Annotated in this window: 11 protein-coding genes and 1 pseudogene; 6 read left to right on the forward strand and 6 right to left on the reverse strand. The window is 46.0% G+C overall.

Going from position 1 to position 16316, the window contains the following annotated elements:
• Window positions 1–20: 20 nt before the first annotated feature.
• From C2M35_RS11350 to C2M35_RS11360, 3 genes are all read right to left on the reverse strand, one after another.
• Complete coding sequence (locus C2M35_RS11350; protein WP_105265377.1) at window positions 21–1064, reverse strand: SMP-30/gluconolactonase/LRE family protein; 1044 nt, start codon at window positions 1062–1064, stop codon at window positions 21–23.
• The gene (locus tag C2M35_RS11355) at window positions 1064–3079 is read right to left on the reverse strand and encodes a patatin-like phospholipase family protein (RefSeq protein WP_105265378.1); all 2016 of its coding nucleotides are present in this window, start codon (window positions 3077–3079) and stop codon (window positions 1064–1066) included. The genes C2M35_RS11350 and C2M35_RS11355 overlap by 1 nt, the downstream gene beginning before the upstream one ends.
• 232 nt (window positions 3080–3311) lie before the next feature.
• Window positions 3312–3605 (reverse strand): hypothetical protein, encoded by a 294-nt coding sequence (locus C2M35_RS11360; protein ID WP_105188907.1) that lies wholly within the window; start codon window positions 3603–3605, stop codon window positions 3312–3314.
• 239 nt (window positions 3606–3844) lie between these two features.
• Here C2M35_RS11360 and C2M35_RS11365 point away from each other — a divergent pair, with 239 nt between their 5' ends.
• Complete coding sequence (locus C2M35_RS11365) at window positions 3845–4207, forward strand: hypothetical protein (protein WP_105265379.1); 363 nt, start codon at window positions 3845–3847, stop codon at window positions 4205–4207.
• Between the two features lie 213 nt (window positions 4208–4420).
• On the forward strand, window positions 4421–5152 hold the full coding sequence (locus C2M35_RS11370; protein WP_105265380.1) for a hypothetical protein: 732 nt from the start codon (window positions 4421–4423) through the stop codon (window positions 5150–5152).
• 994 nt (window positions 5153–6146) lie between these two features.
• Here the strand turns inward: C2M35_RS11370 and C2M35_RS11380 are convergent.
• Complete coding sequence (locus tag C2M35_RS11380) at window positions 6147–6722, reverse strand: YSC84-related protein (RefSeq protein ID WP_105201342.1); 576 nt, start codon at window positions 6720–6722, stop codon at window positions 6147–6149.
• A gap of 86 nt (window positions 6723–6808) precedes the next feature.
• On the opposite strand from C2M35_RS11380, the gene C2M35_RS11385 reads away from it, so the two are divergent.
• Both C2M35_RS11385 and C2M35_RS11390 read left to right on the forward strand, forming a co-directional pair.
• Window positions 6809–8020, forward strand: a complete 1212-nt coding sequence (locus C2M35_RS11385) for a tyrosine-type recombinase/integrase (protein ID WP_105265382.1) — start codon at window positions 6809–6811, stop codon at window positions 8018–8020.
• 42 nt (window positions 8021–8062) lie between these two features.
• Window positions 8063–9265, forward strand: a complete 1203-nt coding sequence (locus C2M35_RS11390) for a cation:proton antiporter (protein ID WP_105265383.1) — start codon at window positions 8063–8065, stop codon at window positions 9263–9265.
• Here C2M35_RS11390 and ydiJ read toward each other — a convergent pair.
• Window positions 9262–12303 (reverse strand): D-2-hydroxyglutarate dehydrogenase YdiJ, encoded by a 3042-nt coding sequence (gene ydiJ, locus C2M35_RS11395; RefSeq protein WP_105265384.1) that lies wholly within the window; start codon window positions 12301–12303, stop codon window positions 9262–9264. The two genes, C2M35_RS11390 and ydiJ, sit on opposite strands and share 4 nt — an antisense overlap.
• 368 nt (window positions 12304–12671) lie before the next feature.
• Here ydiJ and C2M35_RS11400 point away from each other — a divergent pair, with 368 nt between their 5' ends.
• Window positions 12672–12884 (forward strand): PGPGW domain-containing protein, encoded by a 213-nt coding sequence (locus C2M35_RS11400; RefSeq protein ID WP_105201339.1) that lies wholly within the window; start codon window positions 12672–12674, stop codon window positions 12882–12884.
• Window positions 12885–12932: 48 nt separating this feature from the next.
• Here C2M35_RS11400 and ppsA read toward each other — a convergent pair whose 3' ends face one another.
• Window positions 12933–15311 carry a phosphoenolpyruvate synthase gene (ppsA, locus tag C2M35_RS11405; RefSeq protein WP_105265437.1) on the reverse strand — a complete coding sequence of 793 codons (2379 nt, stop codon included), beginning with the start codon at window positions 15309–15311 and terminating at the stop codon, window positions 12933–12935.
• A gap of 147 nt (window positions 15312–15458) precedes the next feature.
• Here ppsA and ppsR point away from each other — a divergent pair.
• Window positions 15459–16267: pseudogene (ppsR, locus tag C2M35_RS11410) on the forward strand (posphoenolpyruvate synthetase regulatory kinase/phosphorylase PpsR).
• Window positions 16268–16316: the final 49 nt, after the last annotated feature.

Here is a 16316-nt window from a genome sequence, read left to right on the forward strand (position 1 = left end):
TCCACCGAGTTATTCCCGAACTAGCCGTTAAACGCCAATGTTAAGCCGGCATTTTTCATTTGTGCTTTTACCAGCATGCCGCTGGCACCCAAGGTGATATAAGCGGTTTTATTGTCTTCGCCACCAAAGCAGATATTCGAGGGCAATGGCGCATACAAACCCTCGCCCAGATTGATCTCGATATATTCCAGTACCTCTCCTTCAGGAGATACGACGGTAATACCGCCATTGCTGCAGGGGTTATTGCCTTGCGGTAACATGGTGGCCAGATACAGGTTACCCATCTCATCGACCGCCATGGAGTCATAAATAGCCTGGCCTTCAAAGCCTGTGAGCAGGTAAGTGCCATCGAGCGAGTTGGGGTTTGGGGCAATTTCACCGGGGGCCGACAGCTCCCAGTAGAGCAGTCGTCGTGTATAGGTCTCCACCGTGTACAGGCGCTTGCCATCGGGCGACAGGGCGATGCCGTTTGGTGCATTGAGCGGAAAGACCATTTGCTTGATGCTGGTGCCGTCGGCTGCGGCATAGTAAATGCCCGTGATATCGCGGGCACGGCCATCGTCTTTGCCCCAATCGGTAAACCACAGGCCGCCTTTGCTATCAAAAACCAGATCGTCCGGCCCGCGCAGCGCAAACTCAGGGGTAAGGGGCTGGTCCTGCCACTGCATCTTGGTCATATTTAACCGCCGGCCGGTATGGCAACTTGTATAAAGAGTTTCAACTTTCGCCGTAGCCAGGTTGACCTTATCTATGCTGCCACCTTTATATTCGGGTGACTTTCCTGTGCCGATAAACAAGGTTTGTTTCGGCAGAGGGACCGGCAGCCATTCAAAACCGCCACTGTTACACACATAGACCTGGCCATCCGGCCCGATGGCGGCACCGTTTGGACCACCGGCTATTTTAGCAACTAGGGTTTTATCGCCCTGGGGCGAAACCCGGGTTAGTTGCTGGTTTTTGATTTCAACCAGCAGCACGCTACCGTCTTGCATATAGACAGGACCTTCCGGATAGCCGAGTTGATCACAAACGATTTCAAAGTTGGAACATAAAAGACTCGACATTATTGCTCTCCGCTGGTGGCCGTGGTCGCTAAATCAACCGACTTAAGCATTTGATGGGTAAGTTCGAAGCCCAACTCCCGGTAGGCTTCAAACTGCATTTCATCAAAAAATTGATTACTGGTGCTCTGGTGTGGGAAATCAGGGTTTATGCGTTTATAACTTTTCAGCTCTTCATTCACATGTTGGATCATGCTGGCCTTCACATAGATAAAGCGGCCATAGCTGCCATCGTCGTAGGAAATTTTGCCTTCGGTCCAGGCAATATTAGATGTGGCCGCTTTTTGATTAATGGCACTGACATCGATGGCTAGCTTGGCACCAAAATCAACCCGAGCCAGCTTAATGAGTCTGGCCAGATCCTGGAATTGGTAGTTGGGATCGGCACCGGCATCGCAACACACTATCAGCTTGCATTTACGGCGTATTAATTCGTAGCAGGCCAGGTTTTCAAAGTGGCCGCCATCGGAGAGATGAATGTAGGACTGGTGTTCATTCAAACCCTGGCCGAACATATCCTTGAACATATACATGTACCACCAGGGTTTATTGAAAAAGTTTGCCGGTTTGGTGGGTTTATTCGGGTTTTTCAGCCAGCAGCCCAAACGCAGATTCAGCAGTGACATGATAAAGTTCAGCTGCTTAGAACGGGTCATGGGCGTATTGGTGGCGATGGCTGCGCCGGAAATAGCACAGGCGCTGGCCAGGTCTAACTTACCGCCCATGTAATCCTTGGTCGCCCTATATCCCGTGCTGTCGGAGCCCGAATATAAGGGCGTTAGGGTGAAGCAGTCGCCGCCGCGGTTCTTATATTTAGCATTGGTTGATCCCAGCAATTCAATGTTGCAATTAATGATGGGAAAGGGCGCGTCTGTGGCTTTAAGCTCGCCCAACAATAGCTGCTTATCATAGCTGAGCGTTTGTTCGCACTGCTCGTCATTAGTATCGCGTTTGGATAAATGACAGGGCATAAAGGCGTCTCTTAATCTGTCTCTGTAGTAGCCGTGCATAGACACGGCGTTTATATTACAGCCCAATACCAGGAACACAGATAAAATCAGCAAGGGATAAAATAGGGTGGGTAGCAATTCCCACTGCACTGCAAAGTGATAACTTATCATCACAAAACCAAAGCAGGTAAGCAGTAGGCCTAAGTCTATCAATATGCTGGTCAGCGAATATTTAATATCGGCACTGCCGTTTCTGTGCGCCGCATACCGGGTGATCAGCATACCCAGTAAAGAAATACTAAAGCTGGTGTGCACCAGCCACTCGGCAAAACGCTCAAAAAACTTATGGAAAATAGGTATATAACCAAAGGCTAACATGGCCAAACCCAAGGGAAAGAGGTTACTTAAGTAATATCTGAGCGTTTCTGTGCGGTGGTTCGCCCGCGCAGACTCGAAGCCCGTGCTGATGGCGGTCAATAACATCAACCCAAAGCTGGCAATGAGTGTTATAAAGCCGGCGCCCCGTAACAAGGAAAAGCCATTAAAGGGAGCGTGGATGGCTATGGCGGAGATATCCGTAGAAAATTCATAACTTAATAGAAAGAGCAGCAGCAGGAGCACGGGCACCATAATCAACATATTGATCAGGGTCCCGGTTAAGATGGCCGTTAATAGCGAACTTTTATCGACGCCAAACCCGGGCGTTAAAAAACTACTGTGCGCTCTGAGCCAACCAAGAATGTCGCTTGCGCGCTTATCATGGCGATTGGTGCTAAAGGGGAACTGACCGGGAAAACGGGATTTAAACCAGGTATAGGAGGTGGCAATGTAACTGCCGCCGCTAACAGAAGACAGGTAATCAAACTGCTTGAGTTGGTCGTTTTTCGCCAATGCCTGCAACACCCCGAGGTTGAAGGTCGCCGAGCGGATACCGCCGCCGGAAAACGCCAGTGCCTTGGTATCTTTGCTGCCGTCACAGCCTAGGTTGCCGGCGGCTCGTCGATCGCTCAGCCATTGCTGTTCCTGATTTTCAATATCCGGATTAAATGTTTCTTGGAAGGAACTCATTGTTAAGTTGTTGTTATTATTTTGGTTGTATTATCTATGTTTCCACAATTAACTCAAACGATACCTGTGTTTATTGTTATTAGTAGCGGGGAAAGGGCTGGAGTAGGGAAGGCCTGCCTTGCAATTTAGCCACCAGAACTCAGAAGGCTGGTGGCTATTTACTTATGATTCGGCCGTATGTGAGCGGTTAAGGACTCTTCTATCGCTTGAGCTGCAGAACAATGTAACCTAGCTAGTCCATACAAGCGTCGATGGAAAGACCCAGTTCATCGGCGACGAATTGGCCTAGTGCCTCCATGGTGTCATCATCGATAATTCCGGCTTCATATAATAACCGCGCTAAATTACGTAAGCCCATTCTCGGGGTGGGTTGTTCACTGCTGTGCTCGCCCATAGCCCCGGTTTGTGCAAAGACCTTGGTTGCCTGTCCCCAGCATGCCTGTTGCGGATTTTTTGCCTCCGCAGCGACAGCAAACGACGATGCTAAAAGTACTGCTGATACCATGGTGTAAGAAATTATCTTCATTGAATTGATCCTTATGATGGGGGAAGTATCTGTACGTACTGCGCGTGTACGAATAAAAGAATAGACCATCAGAGGAAGTCTGTTGAACCTGTAGAGTAGGCCGGGTGCTTGTGAGGTAAGTGTTTTTCGATTACTTTATGATTTAGTGAGATTTTTATTTAATAGCGCGTTTATATGGCTCTTACCGTACTGAAAGTTTCATATAAAAAACGGATAAATACGTTGGGCAAATTATATCAATGAAGATATTTAGTGATATTTTACTTTTCATATTAGCTGCGGCTGTGCTTTATGGTATGTACCTCAGCAGCGACTATGCTCGAAGTAATGATATTGAAGAATATGATGTAATTGCCGGCACCCTTCACGATAAAGGCGAAAGAAAATATGACAGATCGGAGAAGGCGTTCTACGTGAAAATCCGCAACGCAAATGGTGACTATACCTTGGTCCTTCCAAAATCGCGCGCAGATTGTGATTTCCTTAGGAAAATCCGTTTTTCCGAAAATGCAGAAGCCCGCGTTCTTCGCACATTTAAAGGGATACATTTAATCGAGCTTAAGATAGATGGACGTTATGTGCTAAGGCAATCAAGCAATTAGCATATTTTTAAAGTTGCTTGAAATGCCGGCAACGTATATTACTCTTTTGCCAGTTCTATCAATTTGTTGCGTACCAAAGTAACTAATATGAAGATGGGTTACAGTATAATCGTTTCAAAATGAGAAAAAGTGCAGTATTACCTACGCCTTTTACTTTAAAAATAGAAAGAGGAACATGAATTGAATCGGTCTGTTTGGCTAACCATAGGGTTAATGATATTTGTAATCTTTTTTGCGGGCTATTTATTCGTAATAGCAAATAAGGAAAAACAAATTATTTTGTCTGGACTGGGAAGTTATATGGGGGGCGTTATAGCCTCGCTGGCCTTCTTTTTCGCAATAAATGAATACAACAAAAACAAAACATTTCATGCGAAGTGCAAAGTGAGGAAGTTGTATAAAGACCTAATTCTAAAAATTAAGAATGAAATCACTAGTGACATAACACTCTTATCATTTGCGGTTGTAGAATTGAATGAAATGGCAGAAAAAACATATTCTGGATACATAGATATTGACAAGAGAGAACTCGAAACCTTAAGTCGAACACTAAGTGAGACGTACAAAAAATATTATAAAATAAATTCGGAAATAGACAGTATTTACGGAGATGTGACCTTTTACAACAAAGGGGTTGCTAGTTACTACAAGGATGAAGTAGCAAAGGCAACTGAAGTTATAGAGAATGTCATTAGGGTAAGCGAAATTTATATTGGATTTACTATTGCTATTGAAGGGGCTTTTGTATTTAAGCCTGAATTAGCTGAAAGGCAGTTAAAAATGGTCAAGGGTTCGCTTGAAAAGGAAATAGGTAAAAACTTTATAATCGATTTTTGCTCAAAAAATAAGTCCATTAAATGTTTTGATTATCAAGACATAGAGGAATTACAAAAAATTAAGGATTTGTTTTTTAGCTTTGAAAAATACAAAGAAGTTAATATTTAAAAGTAGGGCTAACATTCACTACCAGAAAATCCAGCGAAATAGCGGAACTCCCTACGGGCTGCTCCGCGATTTAGCTTGGCTGTCTGTTCGTTCCTGATTGTTTTTAATCATCACCAATATGCGGGTAATCGCGGCTAAAGGGAAATCTACATATCAATAATTTCCAACACCTTCTTTGATTTTCGTTTGCAACGGCGGCAGGGCGTTTAAAGCAGATTAACAGATGAGCACAAATAGTGAATACTAAGCGCGTAAAAAATTTGGTTTTTCAGTAAGTAACAGTCTAAAGAGCATAAGTGGTTGCTTAGGAATGTTAGCTAAAGGTTTGGCGTAACTAAAGTTATATCACTTTTTTAAGAGGTTAGATTTGTCTAAAGGCTTTTCATAATCGCAATAACGGAAGGCATTCCGAATACGTTGTTCGATTGACTCATTGGGTGAGCGGGTAAATACAATTCTTAATCGACCTGAATCTTTCAACAAATGAAATTCAATTTTATAGTTACGCGGTAAGCCTTTTCTAAAAGCGTTCGAGTTAAAAAGTTCTAACAGCTGATTCTTGTTTAGCTCGGTAATAGGGCCAGAACATTTTAGCTCTGACTTGAAACCATCCTTAATGAACTTTACAGTCAGCAAACTTGTTAAACGATAATATAGAAATTTCACAGTTGATCCTTCAAATTTCCGCTATTTGGATTAACATCTTGCATTGAATTATCCATTGTTTACAACGATGATGATACTCGTAATGAGTAGCGAAGAACAATCAGCCAAGCTGGATTCTTCTTTAGAAGCCAAAAATATCCTGATTAGTACCTCCTTAATTAAATAACCCATAAATTAGATTATGTTAAATGGTGTGTAATTATATAGAATGCGGGTAAAGTATCTGAACGGGAAGCGCTAAGGCGCTGAATGGAAAAGGATAACACAAAAAAAAGTGGCCTATTTAATCTAAAATAGACCACTTTCCAACCATAAGACTTTAAAAATGTTAGTTTAGCTCATTATCTACCCAGAATTTAGTCCCTTTTAACACTGCTTGCAAGGCTAAACCTGTTTCGGTGAGAGAATAAACTGTCACATCATCAACAATGGCTTCGGCGGTAACCGCACCACCATTGTCTTTATGTTTGGCCGCGGCATCGGCATTACCGCCAAACGCCCAACCATGATCAATAAATCGGTTTAATGCCGCTTCGGTGTGAAACACCATCACCACATTAAAATCTTTAACACCCAGGCCTAAGCCTAAACCCGCCTCGCCCATGTTCATATAGGTCCATTTTCCGGTGCGGTTATTTTTTACCACACCATAGCCGCCGCCGAAACTGGCAAACAGAACATTGACGTTGGCATTATCGAATACCGCATAACCGGCACTGGTGGCAATTTGGTTTTGCACATCGGGTTTGCGCACATACAAGGTTTTCAATGTTTCGCTGCGCATACTTTGTACCATCTCTCTTTTTGCTTGCGGACTGGCATTGCTGGAGGTGGCACAGCCGTTTAAGGTAAGCACGGCAACCGCTAATAGCATGATGTGAACAAATGAAGCTCTAATTTTCATGGAGTACCCCTTCTTTAATGTCCAATACTAGACAGTATCGGACTTTGTGATAAGCTAAGACCATAAATTTTTTAGTTATTTATCTTATGCTTACCCCTTTAGTTGATACGTTCAAGCAATTGCGCTATCAAATCGCCCATCTTGAAGATGGCACCTTGAACAGCGAATATCCCGAACTAGCTTTATTTATAGACCAACAAAGCTTAAACCTTGCTGAAATTTCGAAAGATTTATCATTTATTTACCAATATTTGTATGTTTATGGCCGTAAATCCGATGCCACCTTTACCCGTTTTCGCAATGAAATAGAACGTTTTGCCCTTTGGTCCTGGCTGATCAAGGGGACCTCTGTGCTGGCGCTAAAGCGAGAAGATATTGAGCACTACATAGATTTTGTTGTTGAACCCAGTGGTGACTGGTGTTCGGACTCGGTGCAGTGGCGCTTTAAACAAAAACTGGGTCAGCGTATCGCAAATCCCAAATGGCGCCCTTTTATGGCCAAGGAAACCAAGCCGAGCCAGCAAACTCTCAATTCAACCTTCACGGCGTTGAATGTGTTTTTTAAATTTGCGATTTTAGAGGAACGCTCCTTCACAAATTTTGTTCCCGTGGTTAAAAAGAACTGCCCTTACCTGGTTGTTCAATCCCAAATAAATCAACCAGATACGCTAAGCGATCTGCAATGGGAATATGTATTGCGGGTGACCGAAGAACGTTGCGAACAAGACCCGCAACTTGAGCGCAATCTTTTTGCCCTGGCCTGTTTAAAGGGTTTGTATTTGCGCATTTCCGAATTATCGGAGCGCCCCAACTGGTCACCGGTTATGTCGCACTTTTGGCAAGACGCCGATGGCTTTTGGTTTTTGCGGGTCATGGGCAAGGGCAATAAGTTACGGGACGTGACGCTAAGTGAAAGTTTTACTGCCTACTTAAAACGCTACCGTTTATATCGAGGCCTCAGTGCCCTGCCTCGGGTCGATGAGCCCTACCCGCTCATTCATAAATTGCGCGGCAAAGGCGGTATGACGGTTAGACAAATTCGTCGTTTGGTACAGCAAAGTTTTGATTTGGCCACAGCCGCACTTCATCACGATGGTTTTACCGAAGAGGCTGAAAAACTCATGGCGGCAACCGCGCATTGGCTGCGCCATACTGGTGCTACCCATGATGCGCAAACCCGGCCATTAAAACATTTATCTGAAGATTTGGGTCATGCTAAGTTAGCAACCACAGATCAAATTTATATTCAGACTAATATAAAAGAACGAGCTAAGTCAGGCGTTAAACGTAAGCTTTAAGCACGCTTTAAGCATGCTTAAAGCGAACTGTGAGGACAAGCCATGGAATATTACATCGCAATCTTGTTAGCGCTGGCATTTTTTATCTACTCAATTTCATTTCGTCAGTTGGCGCGGGCCGAGCTTACCGGTCCCATGTACTTTGTTCTGACCGGCATGGTGGTCGCGGCTATCTTTTTGGCGGAATTTAAAATCGGCCAACCCCTAGAGCAACTCTTACCTTTGGTGGAGTTGACCTTGGCTGTAGTGTTATTTTCAGATGCGGCGAAAACCCGACTGGCCATTTTAAAGCGCGCCTATAAATATCCCGTGCTGCTTTTGTTTGTTGCCCTGCCACTTACCTTCTGCGCCACCGTGCTAACCGGATACCTGCTTTTTCCAGAGATGAGTTTATTGGCCTTGGCGTTATTGGCAATTATTTTAACGCCAACCGATGCCGCCTTAAGTAAAGGGATCTTAGAAGCCAAAGCGGTGCCGTTAAAACTCCGGGAAGCCATTAATGTTGAAAGCGGATTGAACGATGGCCTGTGCGTGCCGATTTTTCTATTTCTGTTCTTGTCCTGGCAACTGGGCAGTTGGCAACCGCCAATGAAGATGCTGGAGTTTATGTTTCGTGAAGTCGGGATAGCGCTTGTGGTTGCAACGCTTATCTCCTGGTCAGCAACTTACTTAATACGATACAGCGCCCGACGTCATTTTTTTGAAAAGGCCTCCAGTCCATTTTTAATTTTGTCATTGGCGATTGTCAATTACAGTGTGGCTGAAGCCTTGGGCGGCAGCGGATTTGTGGCCGCCTTTGTTGCCGGTTTGCTGTTTGATTATTTGTATCGGCCGAGTAAGGATATGCAGCTGATCGAGGAAAGCGAGCACATTGCCGAGTTTTTTTCGTATTTGATTTGGTGTTTGTTCGGCGCCTACAGTTATTCGCAGTTGCAGAGCATGGATCTAAGCTGGAGCAAGTTGGCCTTTGCCCTGATAGCCGCAACCCTGGTGCGGGTTATCCCCGTTCTATTTAGTTTAATTGTATTTAACGGGTTAAATTTTAAAGAGAAATTCACCTTGGCCTGGTTTGGTCCGCGGGGCTTGGCATCCATCGTCTTTACCTTGATGGTGTTGGACTCCGCCGACGGTTTACTCAGTGAGTTGGCGACGCTGACCATATTGACCAGCGTCTTTATTCACGGTATTACCACTCGCCCCATCGCTAATTCTTTCAGAAAAAATGGCGTAGCGAAACGAAGCTAGTGCAACACCTTGGCCAGTACTTCGATGGGATGCTGCGGTTTATATTGGGCAAAACGTTTCACCTGGCTGCGGCATGAAAAACCCGTGGCCAACAACTGAGCAGGCGCTGTGCTTTCTACCTTTGCCTTCCAACTAAGATCATACAAGGCCCTGCTGTTTTCCTGGTTTTGCAGCTCGTGGCCATAGGTGCCGGCCATACCACAACAGCCGGTGGCCTGGGGTTCAAGTTGTAATCCCAAGGCCGAGAAAATACTTTGCCACACCTTGGCGCTGTGCGGTAAGGCGGTGGTTTCACTGCAGTGGCTCAGCAATACATAGCTTGCTTGCGGCTCAAAAACCTGTTGTTTAAAGGTCTGCTCGCCAAGCCATTCATGGGCCAGCAAGACATTGAAGTCCCCTCTTTGTTCGCCCAAAACCGTATTGTATTCATCGCGATAACACAAAACCAATGAGGCATCGAGGCCCACCATGGGAATGTCTAACTCACTGACCTTCTCTAAAAATGCAGCACTGGTTTTAGCGGTGCGGGCAAATTTATCTAAGAAGCCTTTGACATGTTGTGGCTTGCCATTGGGTTTAAAGGGTAAGATGATCGGCTTTTTGCCAAGCGCCTGAACCACCTTGGCAAAGCTTTCAACTAGTTCGGCTTCATAAAAACTGGTGAAGGGATCTTGCACGATAAGCACATAATCTCGGCGCTGCTCTTCGCTTAGCCCCTCAAGTTTATTAAGGTCGAATTTCTCTAAAGTCGCGGTGCGCGTAGCCAGGTTTGGATGACTTGGGGTCGGCGTATCCACATAACCCAAAGTCTTTTTAATCGCCCATTGTACAGGGGATGATTTAACCACTGGATTGGTAATGGCCGAGAACTTAGCCAGTAATGGCGCCGTCTGTTCTATGCCGGCAACCAGATAATCTTTTAACGGGCGGTTGTATTGGCTATAGTAAAAATTCAAAAAGCGGGCACGGAATGTCGGCACATCCACCTTAATCGGGCAGGCCGTGGTGCAGGCTTTACAGGCCAAACACTCATCCATGGACTCTTTCACTTCGTGCGAAAAGTCATACTGACCCTTGCGCTTATTTTGAGTATTAAGGAAGCGCTCCCACCAGGTTGGACCGTCTTTTTTGCTGATCACCTTTTCTTCTTCAAGCAGGTCAACGCCCTGCTCCGCCTGCAGTCGCAGCCATTCGCGCATTAATCCGGCGCGCCCTTTTGGCGAGTAACGGCGATCGCCGGTGGCCTTGTATGAAGGACACATGGGCGAGCTCACATCATAGTTAAAGCACAGGCCGTTACCATTACAGTTCATGCTGTTGGCAAAACTATCCCGTACCTGGACATCAATTTGACGGTCGAACCAGCCGCGCTTTTTATCATCAACGCTGACCAAGCTGTCGTTACTTTCAAGTGGTGTACAGATCTTGCCTGGGTTGAGCTTATTGTTTGGATCGAAGGCCGATTTAATGCGGCGCAATTCTTGAAACAGCTCGTCGCCGAAAAACGCCGGGCCGTACTCACTGCGATAACCCTTACCGTGTTCACCCCACATCAGGCCACCATACTTGGCGGTCAATGCTACCACTTGATCGGAAATCTGGCGCAGGGTTTTTTCCTGCTCCGGATCGCACATATCCAGTGCCGGGCGCACATGTAATACACCGGCGTCGACATGGCCAAACATGCCATAGTCAAGTTGGTGACCATCAAGTAACTCACGGAATTCACTGATAAAGTCGGCAAGATTTTCCGGCGGAACTGCCGTGTCTTCAGCAAAAGCTATGGGTTTTTTCGCACCCTTGGTATTACCAAGCAAGCCAACGGACTTTTTGCGCATGGCATAGATTTTTTGAATATCGGCCACATTATTGGTGAGCTGATAGCCAATCACCCCGGCTTCTTTATTGGCAATGAGGTTATCAAGCTTGGCACACAGGGCGTCAATCTTGTCCTTCATATCCCCTTCTTGCTCGGCATTAAACTCAACCATGTTTAAGCCTTGCATTTCTTGCCCTGGGACATCGGTAATTAAGTCCGATACTGAGTGCCACACTATGTCTTCGCGGGCCAGGTTCAATACCTTGCTATCAACGGTTTCTACCGAAGTCGCCTCGGCTGCCACCAAAAATGGTGAATTACGCAGGGCAGAGTCGAAGCTGTCGTACTTAATATTGATCAGGGTTTTAAATTTAGCGATGGGCGTAATATTAAGCTTGGCTTCTGTCACTATGGCCAAGGAGCCTTCGGAGCCGGTCAGTACGCGGCCAATATCAAACTCGGTCATGGTCTCATTAAAGACATGCTCTAAGTCATAACCGGTTAAAAAGCGATTCAGTCGTGGGAATTTTTCTAAAATTAAATCACGCTTACTGCTGGCCACATCCAATACAGTTTTGTAAACCTTGCCAACAGCGGTGTCTTGCTCGGCAATTAATTTGGCTTTTTCGACACTCACCCCTTGAGTATTGAGCTCGCTGCCATCGGCAAGAAAGGCCTTGAGTGCCAAGGTGTGATCGGATGTTTTACCATAAACCAGACTGCCCTGACCTGAGGCATCGGTATTGATCATTCCACCAACTGTGGCCCGGTTACTGGTGGATAAGTCAGGTGCAAAAAAGTAGCCATAGGGGCGCAAAAAGTCGTTCAGCTGGTCTTTGATCACCCCGGCTTGAACCCGCACCCATCCTTCTTGCTCGTTAATTTCCAGAATTTCGCGCATATAGCGGGAAAGATCGATAACAATACCCGGTGTCAACGATTGGCCATTGGTGCCGGTACCGCCACCGCGTGGGCCAAAGGTTAAAGACAGAAAAGGGTCGCGTGAAGCTATGTTCAGTGCCAGTTGCACGTCTTTATCGGTTTTTGGAAATACCACGCCCTGAGGAATAGTTTGATACACACTGTTGTCGGTGGCCGCTAACAGTCGCGTGCCATAGCTGGCATCGACATCGCCACTAAAGCCTTCAGCTTTGATTGTTTTTAGGTAATGTAATACCAGCTCAGAACTGACTTGCTCAACACTTAACTTTGCTATCATGGCCTTAAACCTCAGGAACTAACGGCGCTATTATAGCATGCTGAGCCCGCTTAGAAATTGAAGAATATACAGATTGTTACAAATTGAAATCACTTTGTAGCCGGCAATGCGCTATGTTCAGTTAATGAGCAACCATACCAATTCTGTTAAGTATGTGATCAGAGATAGCGCTGGATAAATGATGTGGTAACAAGACGGAACTTTTCGTATGTAGTAATTCTACATAGGAGAGCAAGATCGAAGCAATGCTTCGCAGCTTAGCGAGGTGAGCGCATGGATGCGCGATGTAACCAAGTTTCATGGATGAATTTAACCGCAAAAATAAACAGATTAGCTATTTAAGTGAATTGGTATTATTTAGGTGATGTATGAAAAAGTGGTTAATGAATGCTGCAGCGGCACTGTGTTTTTTACTGGGATTGATATTTGCCGTGGTGCCCGGGCCCTCGGTTATCTTCTTTTTAATCGGGCTGACCCTACTGGCCGTACACTACCCTCTTGCCCGTAAATATGTACGGGTATGCCAAACTACCCTTACGCGGGGGTGCCGGTTGCTCGATAGCAAATTGGCGAAAAAATAAAAGGGCGAAGATTTCGCCCTTTTTCTTTGTCTTATTTGGTAATCGAAGTTAGTTCGATTTAAGCTTTTCAGCCAGGTATAGCCAGGTTTCCAATACCGTATCTGGGTTCAATGACACAGAATCGATACCTTCTTGTACTAGCCAGGCAGCAAAGTCTTCGTGATCCGAAGGACCTTGACCACAGATACCTACGTACTTACCTTTTGCCTTGGCTGTTTTAATGGCCATAGACAATAGCTTCTTAATCGCTGGGTTACGCTCGTCGAACAGGTGAGCGATCAGACCCGAGTCACGGTCAAGACCTAGAGTAAGCTGAGTTAAATCGTTTGAACCGATTGAGAAACCGTCGAAGTACTCAAGGAATTCTTCGGCAAGTAGCGCGTTTGAAGGAAGCTCACACATCATGATCACTTTCAAACCGTTTTCGCCACGCTTAAGGCCGTGCTCTTCAAGTAGCTCGATAACCTTTTTACCTTCTTCAAGGGTACGTACAAACGGGATCATGATCTCAACGTTATTCAAGTCCATGTCGTCACGAACACGCTTGATGGCTTCACACTCAAGGGCGAAACACTCACGGAAGTCTTCACTGATATAACGTGAAGCACCACGGAAACCAATCATTGGGTTTTCTTCTTCCGGCTCGTATTGCTGACCGCCAACCAGGTTGGCATATTCATTCGATTTGAAGTCAGACATACGTACGATCACACGCTCTGGAGCGAACGCACAACCTAGCGTGGCGATACCTTCAACCAGCTTGGCGATGTAGAATTCACGCGGCGACTCATAACCGGCGATGATCTCTTTAATTTCTGCCTGAAGTTCAGGAGATTGAGCATCAAAGTTAAGAAGCGCTTTAGGGTGAACACCGATCATACGGTTGATAATGAACTCTAGACGAGCCAGACCAACACCGGCGTGCGGTAAACGCGCGAAATCGAATGCACGATCTGGGTTACCCACGTTCATCATGATCTTAAGTGGTAGAGCAGGCATTTCATCAACGCGTGAAGTCAGTACTTCATACTCAAGCTGACCTTCATAGATGAAACCTGTGTCACCTTCGGCACAGGAAACAGTCACTTCCTGGTCCGCTTTGATAAGGTCGGTGGCGTTACCACAACCTACTACCGCAGGAATACCTAGCTCACGGGCGATGATGGCCGCGTGACAAGTACGACCGCCACGGTTGGTAACGATGGCAGCGGCGCGCTTCATGATAGGTTCCCAATCAGGGTCAGTCATGTCGGTTACCAGGATATCGCCGTGTTGTACCTTGTCCATCTCGTCGATAGAGTTAAGTACACGTACCACGCCAGAACCGATTTTGTGACCGATGGCACGGCCTTCGGCTACAACGCTTGACGTTTGCTTAAGCTGGAAACGCTCCATTACGTTCGCATCTTCGTTTGAACGTACGGTTTCTGGGCGAGCCTGTACTATGTAAAGCTTGCCGTCGTTACCGTCTTTTGCCCACTCGATGTCCATTGGACGACCGTAATGCTTTTCGATGATAACTGCTTGCTTAGCAAGGTCCATTACTTCTTCATCTGTGATAGAGAAGCTGTTGGCTTGCTCAGGAGCTACGTCAACAATTTCAACCTGCTTGCCGTGTTCCTGGTCTTGTGAGTAAACCATTTGAATCGCTTTAGAACCGATGTTACGACGAACAACGGCTGGTTTACCTTTGGCTAGAGTACCTTTGTGAACATAGAATTCATCCGGGTTTACCGCGCCTTGTACAACCATTTCACCAAGACCGAAGCTTGATGTTACAAATACTACGTCTTCGAAACCTGACTCGGTGTCGATGCTGAACATTACGCCTGAAGAAGCCATGTCAGAACGAACCATGCGCTGGATACCGGCAGATAGTGCTACACCTTTATGGTCGTAACCCTGGTGTACGCGGTAAGAGATGGCGCGGTCATTAAATAGAGAGGCAAAAACGTGTTTGATAGCAACCATTACGGCATCGATGCCGCGCACGTTTAAGAAGGTTTCTTGTTGTCCGGCGAATGATGCGTCTGGCATGTCTTCGGCGGTGGCAGAGGAACGTACTGCAAAGGATACGTCATGTGCTGGGTCAGCGTGTAGTTGGCCGTAGGCCTCGCGGATAGCCTGGTCCAATGAAGCTTGGAATGGCGTGTCGATGATCCACTGACGGATTTCGGCACCAACTTTGGCCAATTCATTGACATCTTCAACGTCTAGTTTGTCTAACACGTCGTAGATGCGAGCATTCAATCCAGATTGCTCAAGAAACTCGTTAAATGCGTATGATGTCGTTGCAAAACCACCCGGTACTTGGACACCGGCGTTGGCTAGGTTTGAAATCATTTCACCGAGAGAGGCGTTTTTGCCTCCAACTCTCGGCACATCTTGCATACCAAGCTCTTGATACCAGAGAACGTATTCTTGCACGGAACTTTCTCCAAAAAACATATTGTAAGTTTGGTCATCAAAACAATGACCTTTTAAATGAGGCGCTAACATTCTACACTGGCAAACACTGATGCGTAAACCGTAGCCTTACGGTTTATCAGGTTATTACATAAAAAAAGGACGCTTATGCGCAACGCATTTTATATTTCTGACGGCACCGCAATTACCGCTGAGGTCTTTGGTAATGCGACTTTGTCCCTCTTTCCAATGGAATTTGAACACACCACAATTCCCTTTGTTGAAACCAGAGAAAAAGCCTTAGAAGTTAAGGCGCAAATTGAGCAGGCAGCGGCCAAAAGCAATGAAAAACCGATTGTTTTCTTCACTTTTGTGAATCCAGAGCTCAGCGAAATCATTCTTGCGACAATGCCGTGTGCTATGACTTTATCAGCACCTTCAGCAGCCAATTGCAAAACGAATTGGGCGTTGAACCCGTGCCTAAGGTGCATCGTACTCACAGTATTCACGAGCAAAGTTACGACTTCCGTATCGCTGCAGTAAACTATGCCCTGGCCAACGACGATGGCGCCAATATCAAGGACTACCAGCAGGCGGATGTCATCCTGGTGGGGGTGAGCCGAAGCGGTAAAACACCGACCAGTTTATATTTGGCCCTGCAATACGGCATTAAGGCGGCCAACTATCCTTTAACGCCGGATGATCTGGACTCAGGCGAGTTGCCAAAATCTTTACAGCTATACAAAAACAAATTGTTTGGTTTAACCATTTCACCCGAACGCCTTGCGGCTATACGTAATGAGCGCATGGCCAATTCAAGATATGCATCTTTGCGCCAGTGTCGTATCGAAATCCGTGAAGTGGAAATGCTGTATAAGCGTTTTCGTATCCCCCACTACAATTCCACGCATCATTCGGTGGAGGAAATGTCAGCCAAGATTATGGCTGAGACCGGATTGCAGCGCAGGAAATATTAAAAACTATCGAATAAAAAAAAGCGCCCTTGGGCGCTTTTCTTTTTACTCG

This window comes from Pseudoalteromonas sp. T1lg76 (assembly GCF_002964725.1).
Classification (GTDB): Bacteria; Pseudomonadota; Gammaproteobacteria; order Enterobacterales; family Alteromonadaceae; genus Pseudoalteromonas.

What these genes read in the sequence shown, in the direction of transcription:
- C2M35_RS11355 (WP_105265378.1), bottom strand. Translation starts at nt 3,079, where the DNA reads ATGAGTTCCTTCCAAGAAACATTTAATCCGGATATTGAAAATCAGGAA.
- C2M35_RS11350 (WP_105265377.1), bottom strand. Translation starts at nt 1,064, where the DNA reads ATGTCGAGTCTTTTATGTTCCAACTTTGAAATCGTTTGTGATCAACTC.
- C2M35_RS11365 (WP_105265379.1), top strand. Translation starts at nt 3,845, where the DNA reads ATGAAGATATTTAGTGATATTTTACTTTTCATATTAGCTGCGGCTGTG.
- C2M35_RS11380 (WP_105201342.1), bottom strand. Translation starts at nt 6,722, where the DNA reads ATGAAAATTAGAGCTTCATTTGTTCACATCATGCTATTAGCGGTTGCC.
- C2M35_RS11385 (WP_105265382.1), top strand. Translation starts at nt 6,809, where the DNA reads ATGCTTACCCCTTTAGTTGATACGTTCAAGCAATTGCGCTATCAAATC.
- C2M35_RS11400 (WP_105201339.1), top strand. Translation starts at nt 12,672, where the DNA reads ATGAAAAAGTGGTTAATGAATGCTGCAGCGGCACTGTGTTTTTTACTG.
- C2M35_RS11370 (WP_105265380.1), top strand. Translation starts at nt 4,421, where the DNA reads ATGATATTTGTAATCTTTTTTGCGGGCTATTTATTCGTAATAGCAAAT.
- ydiJ (WP_105265384.1), bottom strand. Translation starts at nt 12,303, where the DNA reads ATGATAGCAAAGTTAAGTGTTGAGCAAGTCAGTTCTGAGCTGGTATTA.
- C2M35_RS11360 (WP_105188907.1), bottom strand. Translation starts at nt 3,605, where the DNA reads ATGAAGATAATTTCTTACACCATGGTATCAGCAGTACTTTTAGCATCG.
- C2M35_RS11390 (WP_105265383.1), top strand. Translation starts at nt 8,063, where the DNA reads ATGGAATATTACATCGCAATCTTGTTAGCGCTGGCATTTTTTATCTAC.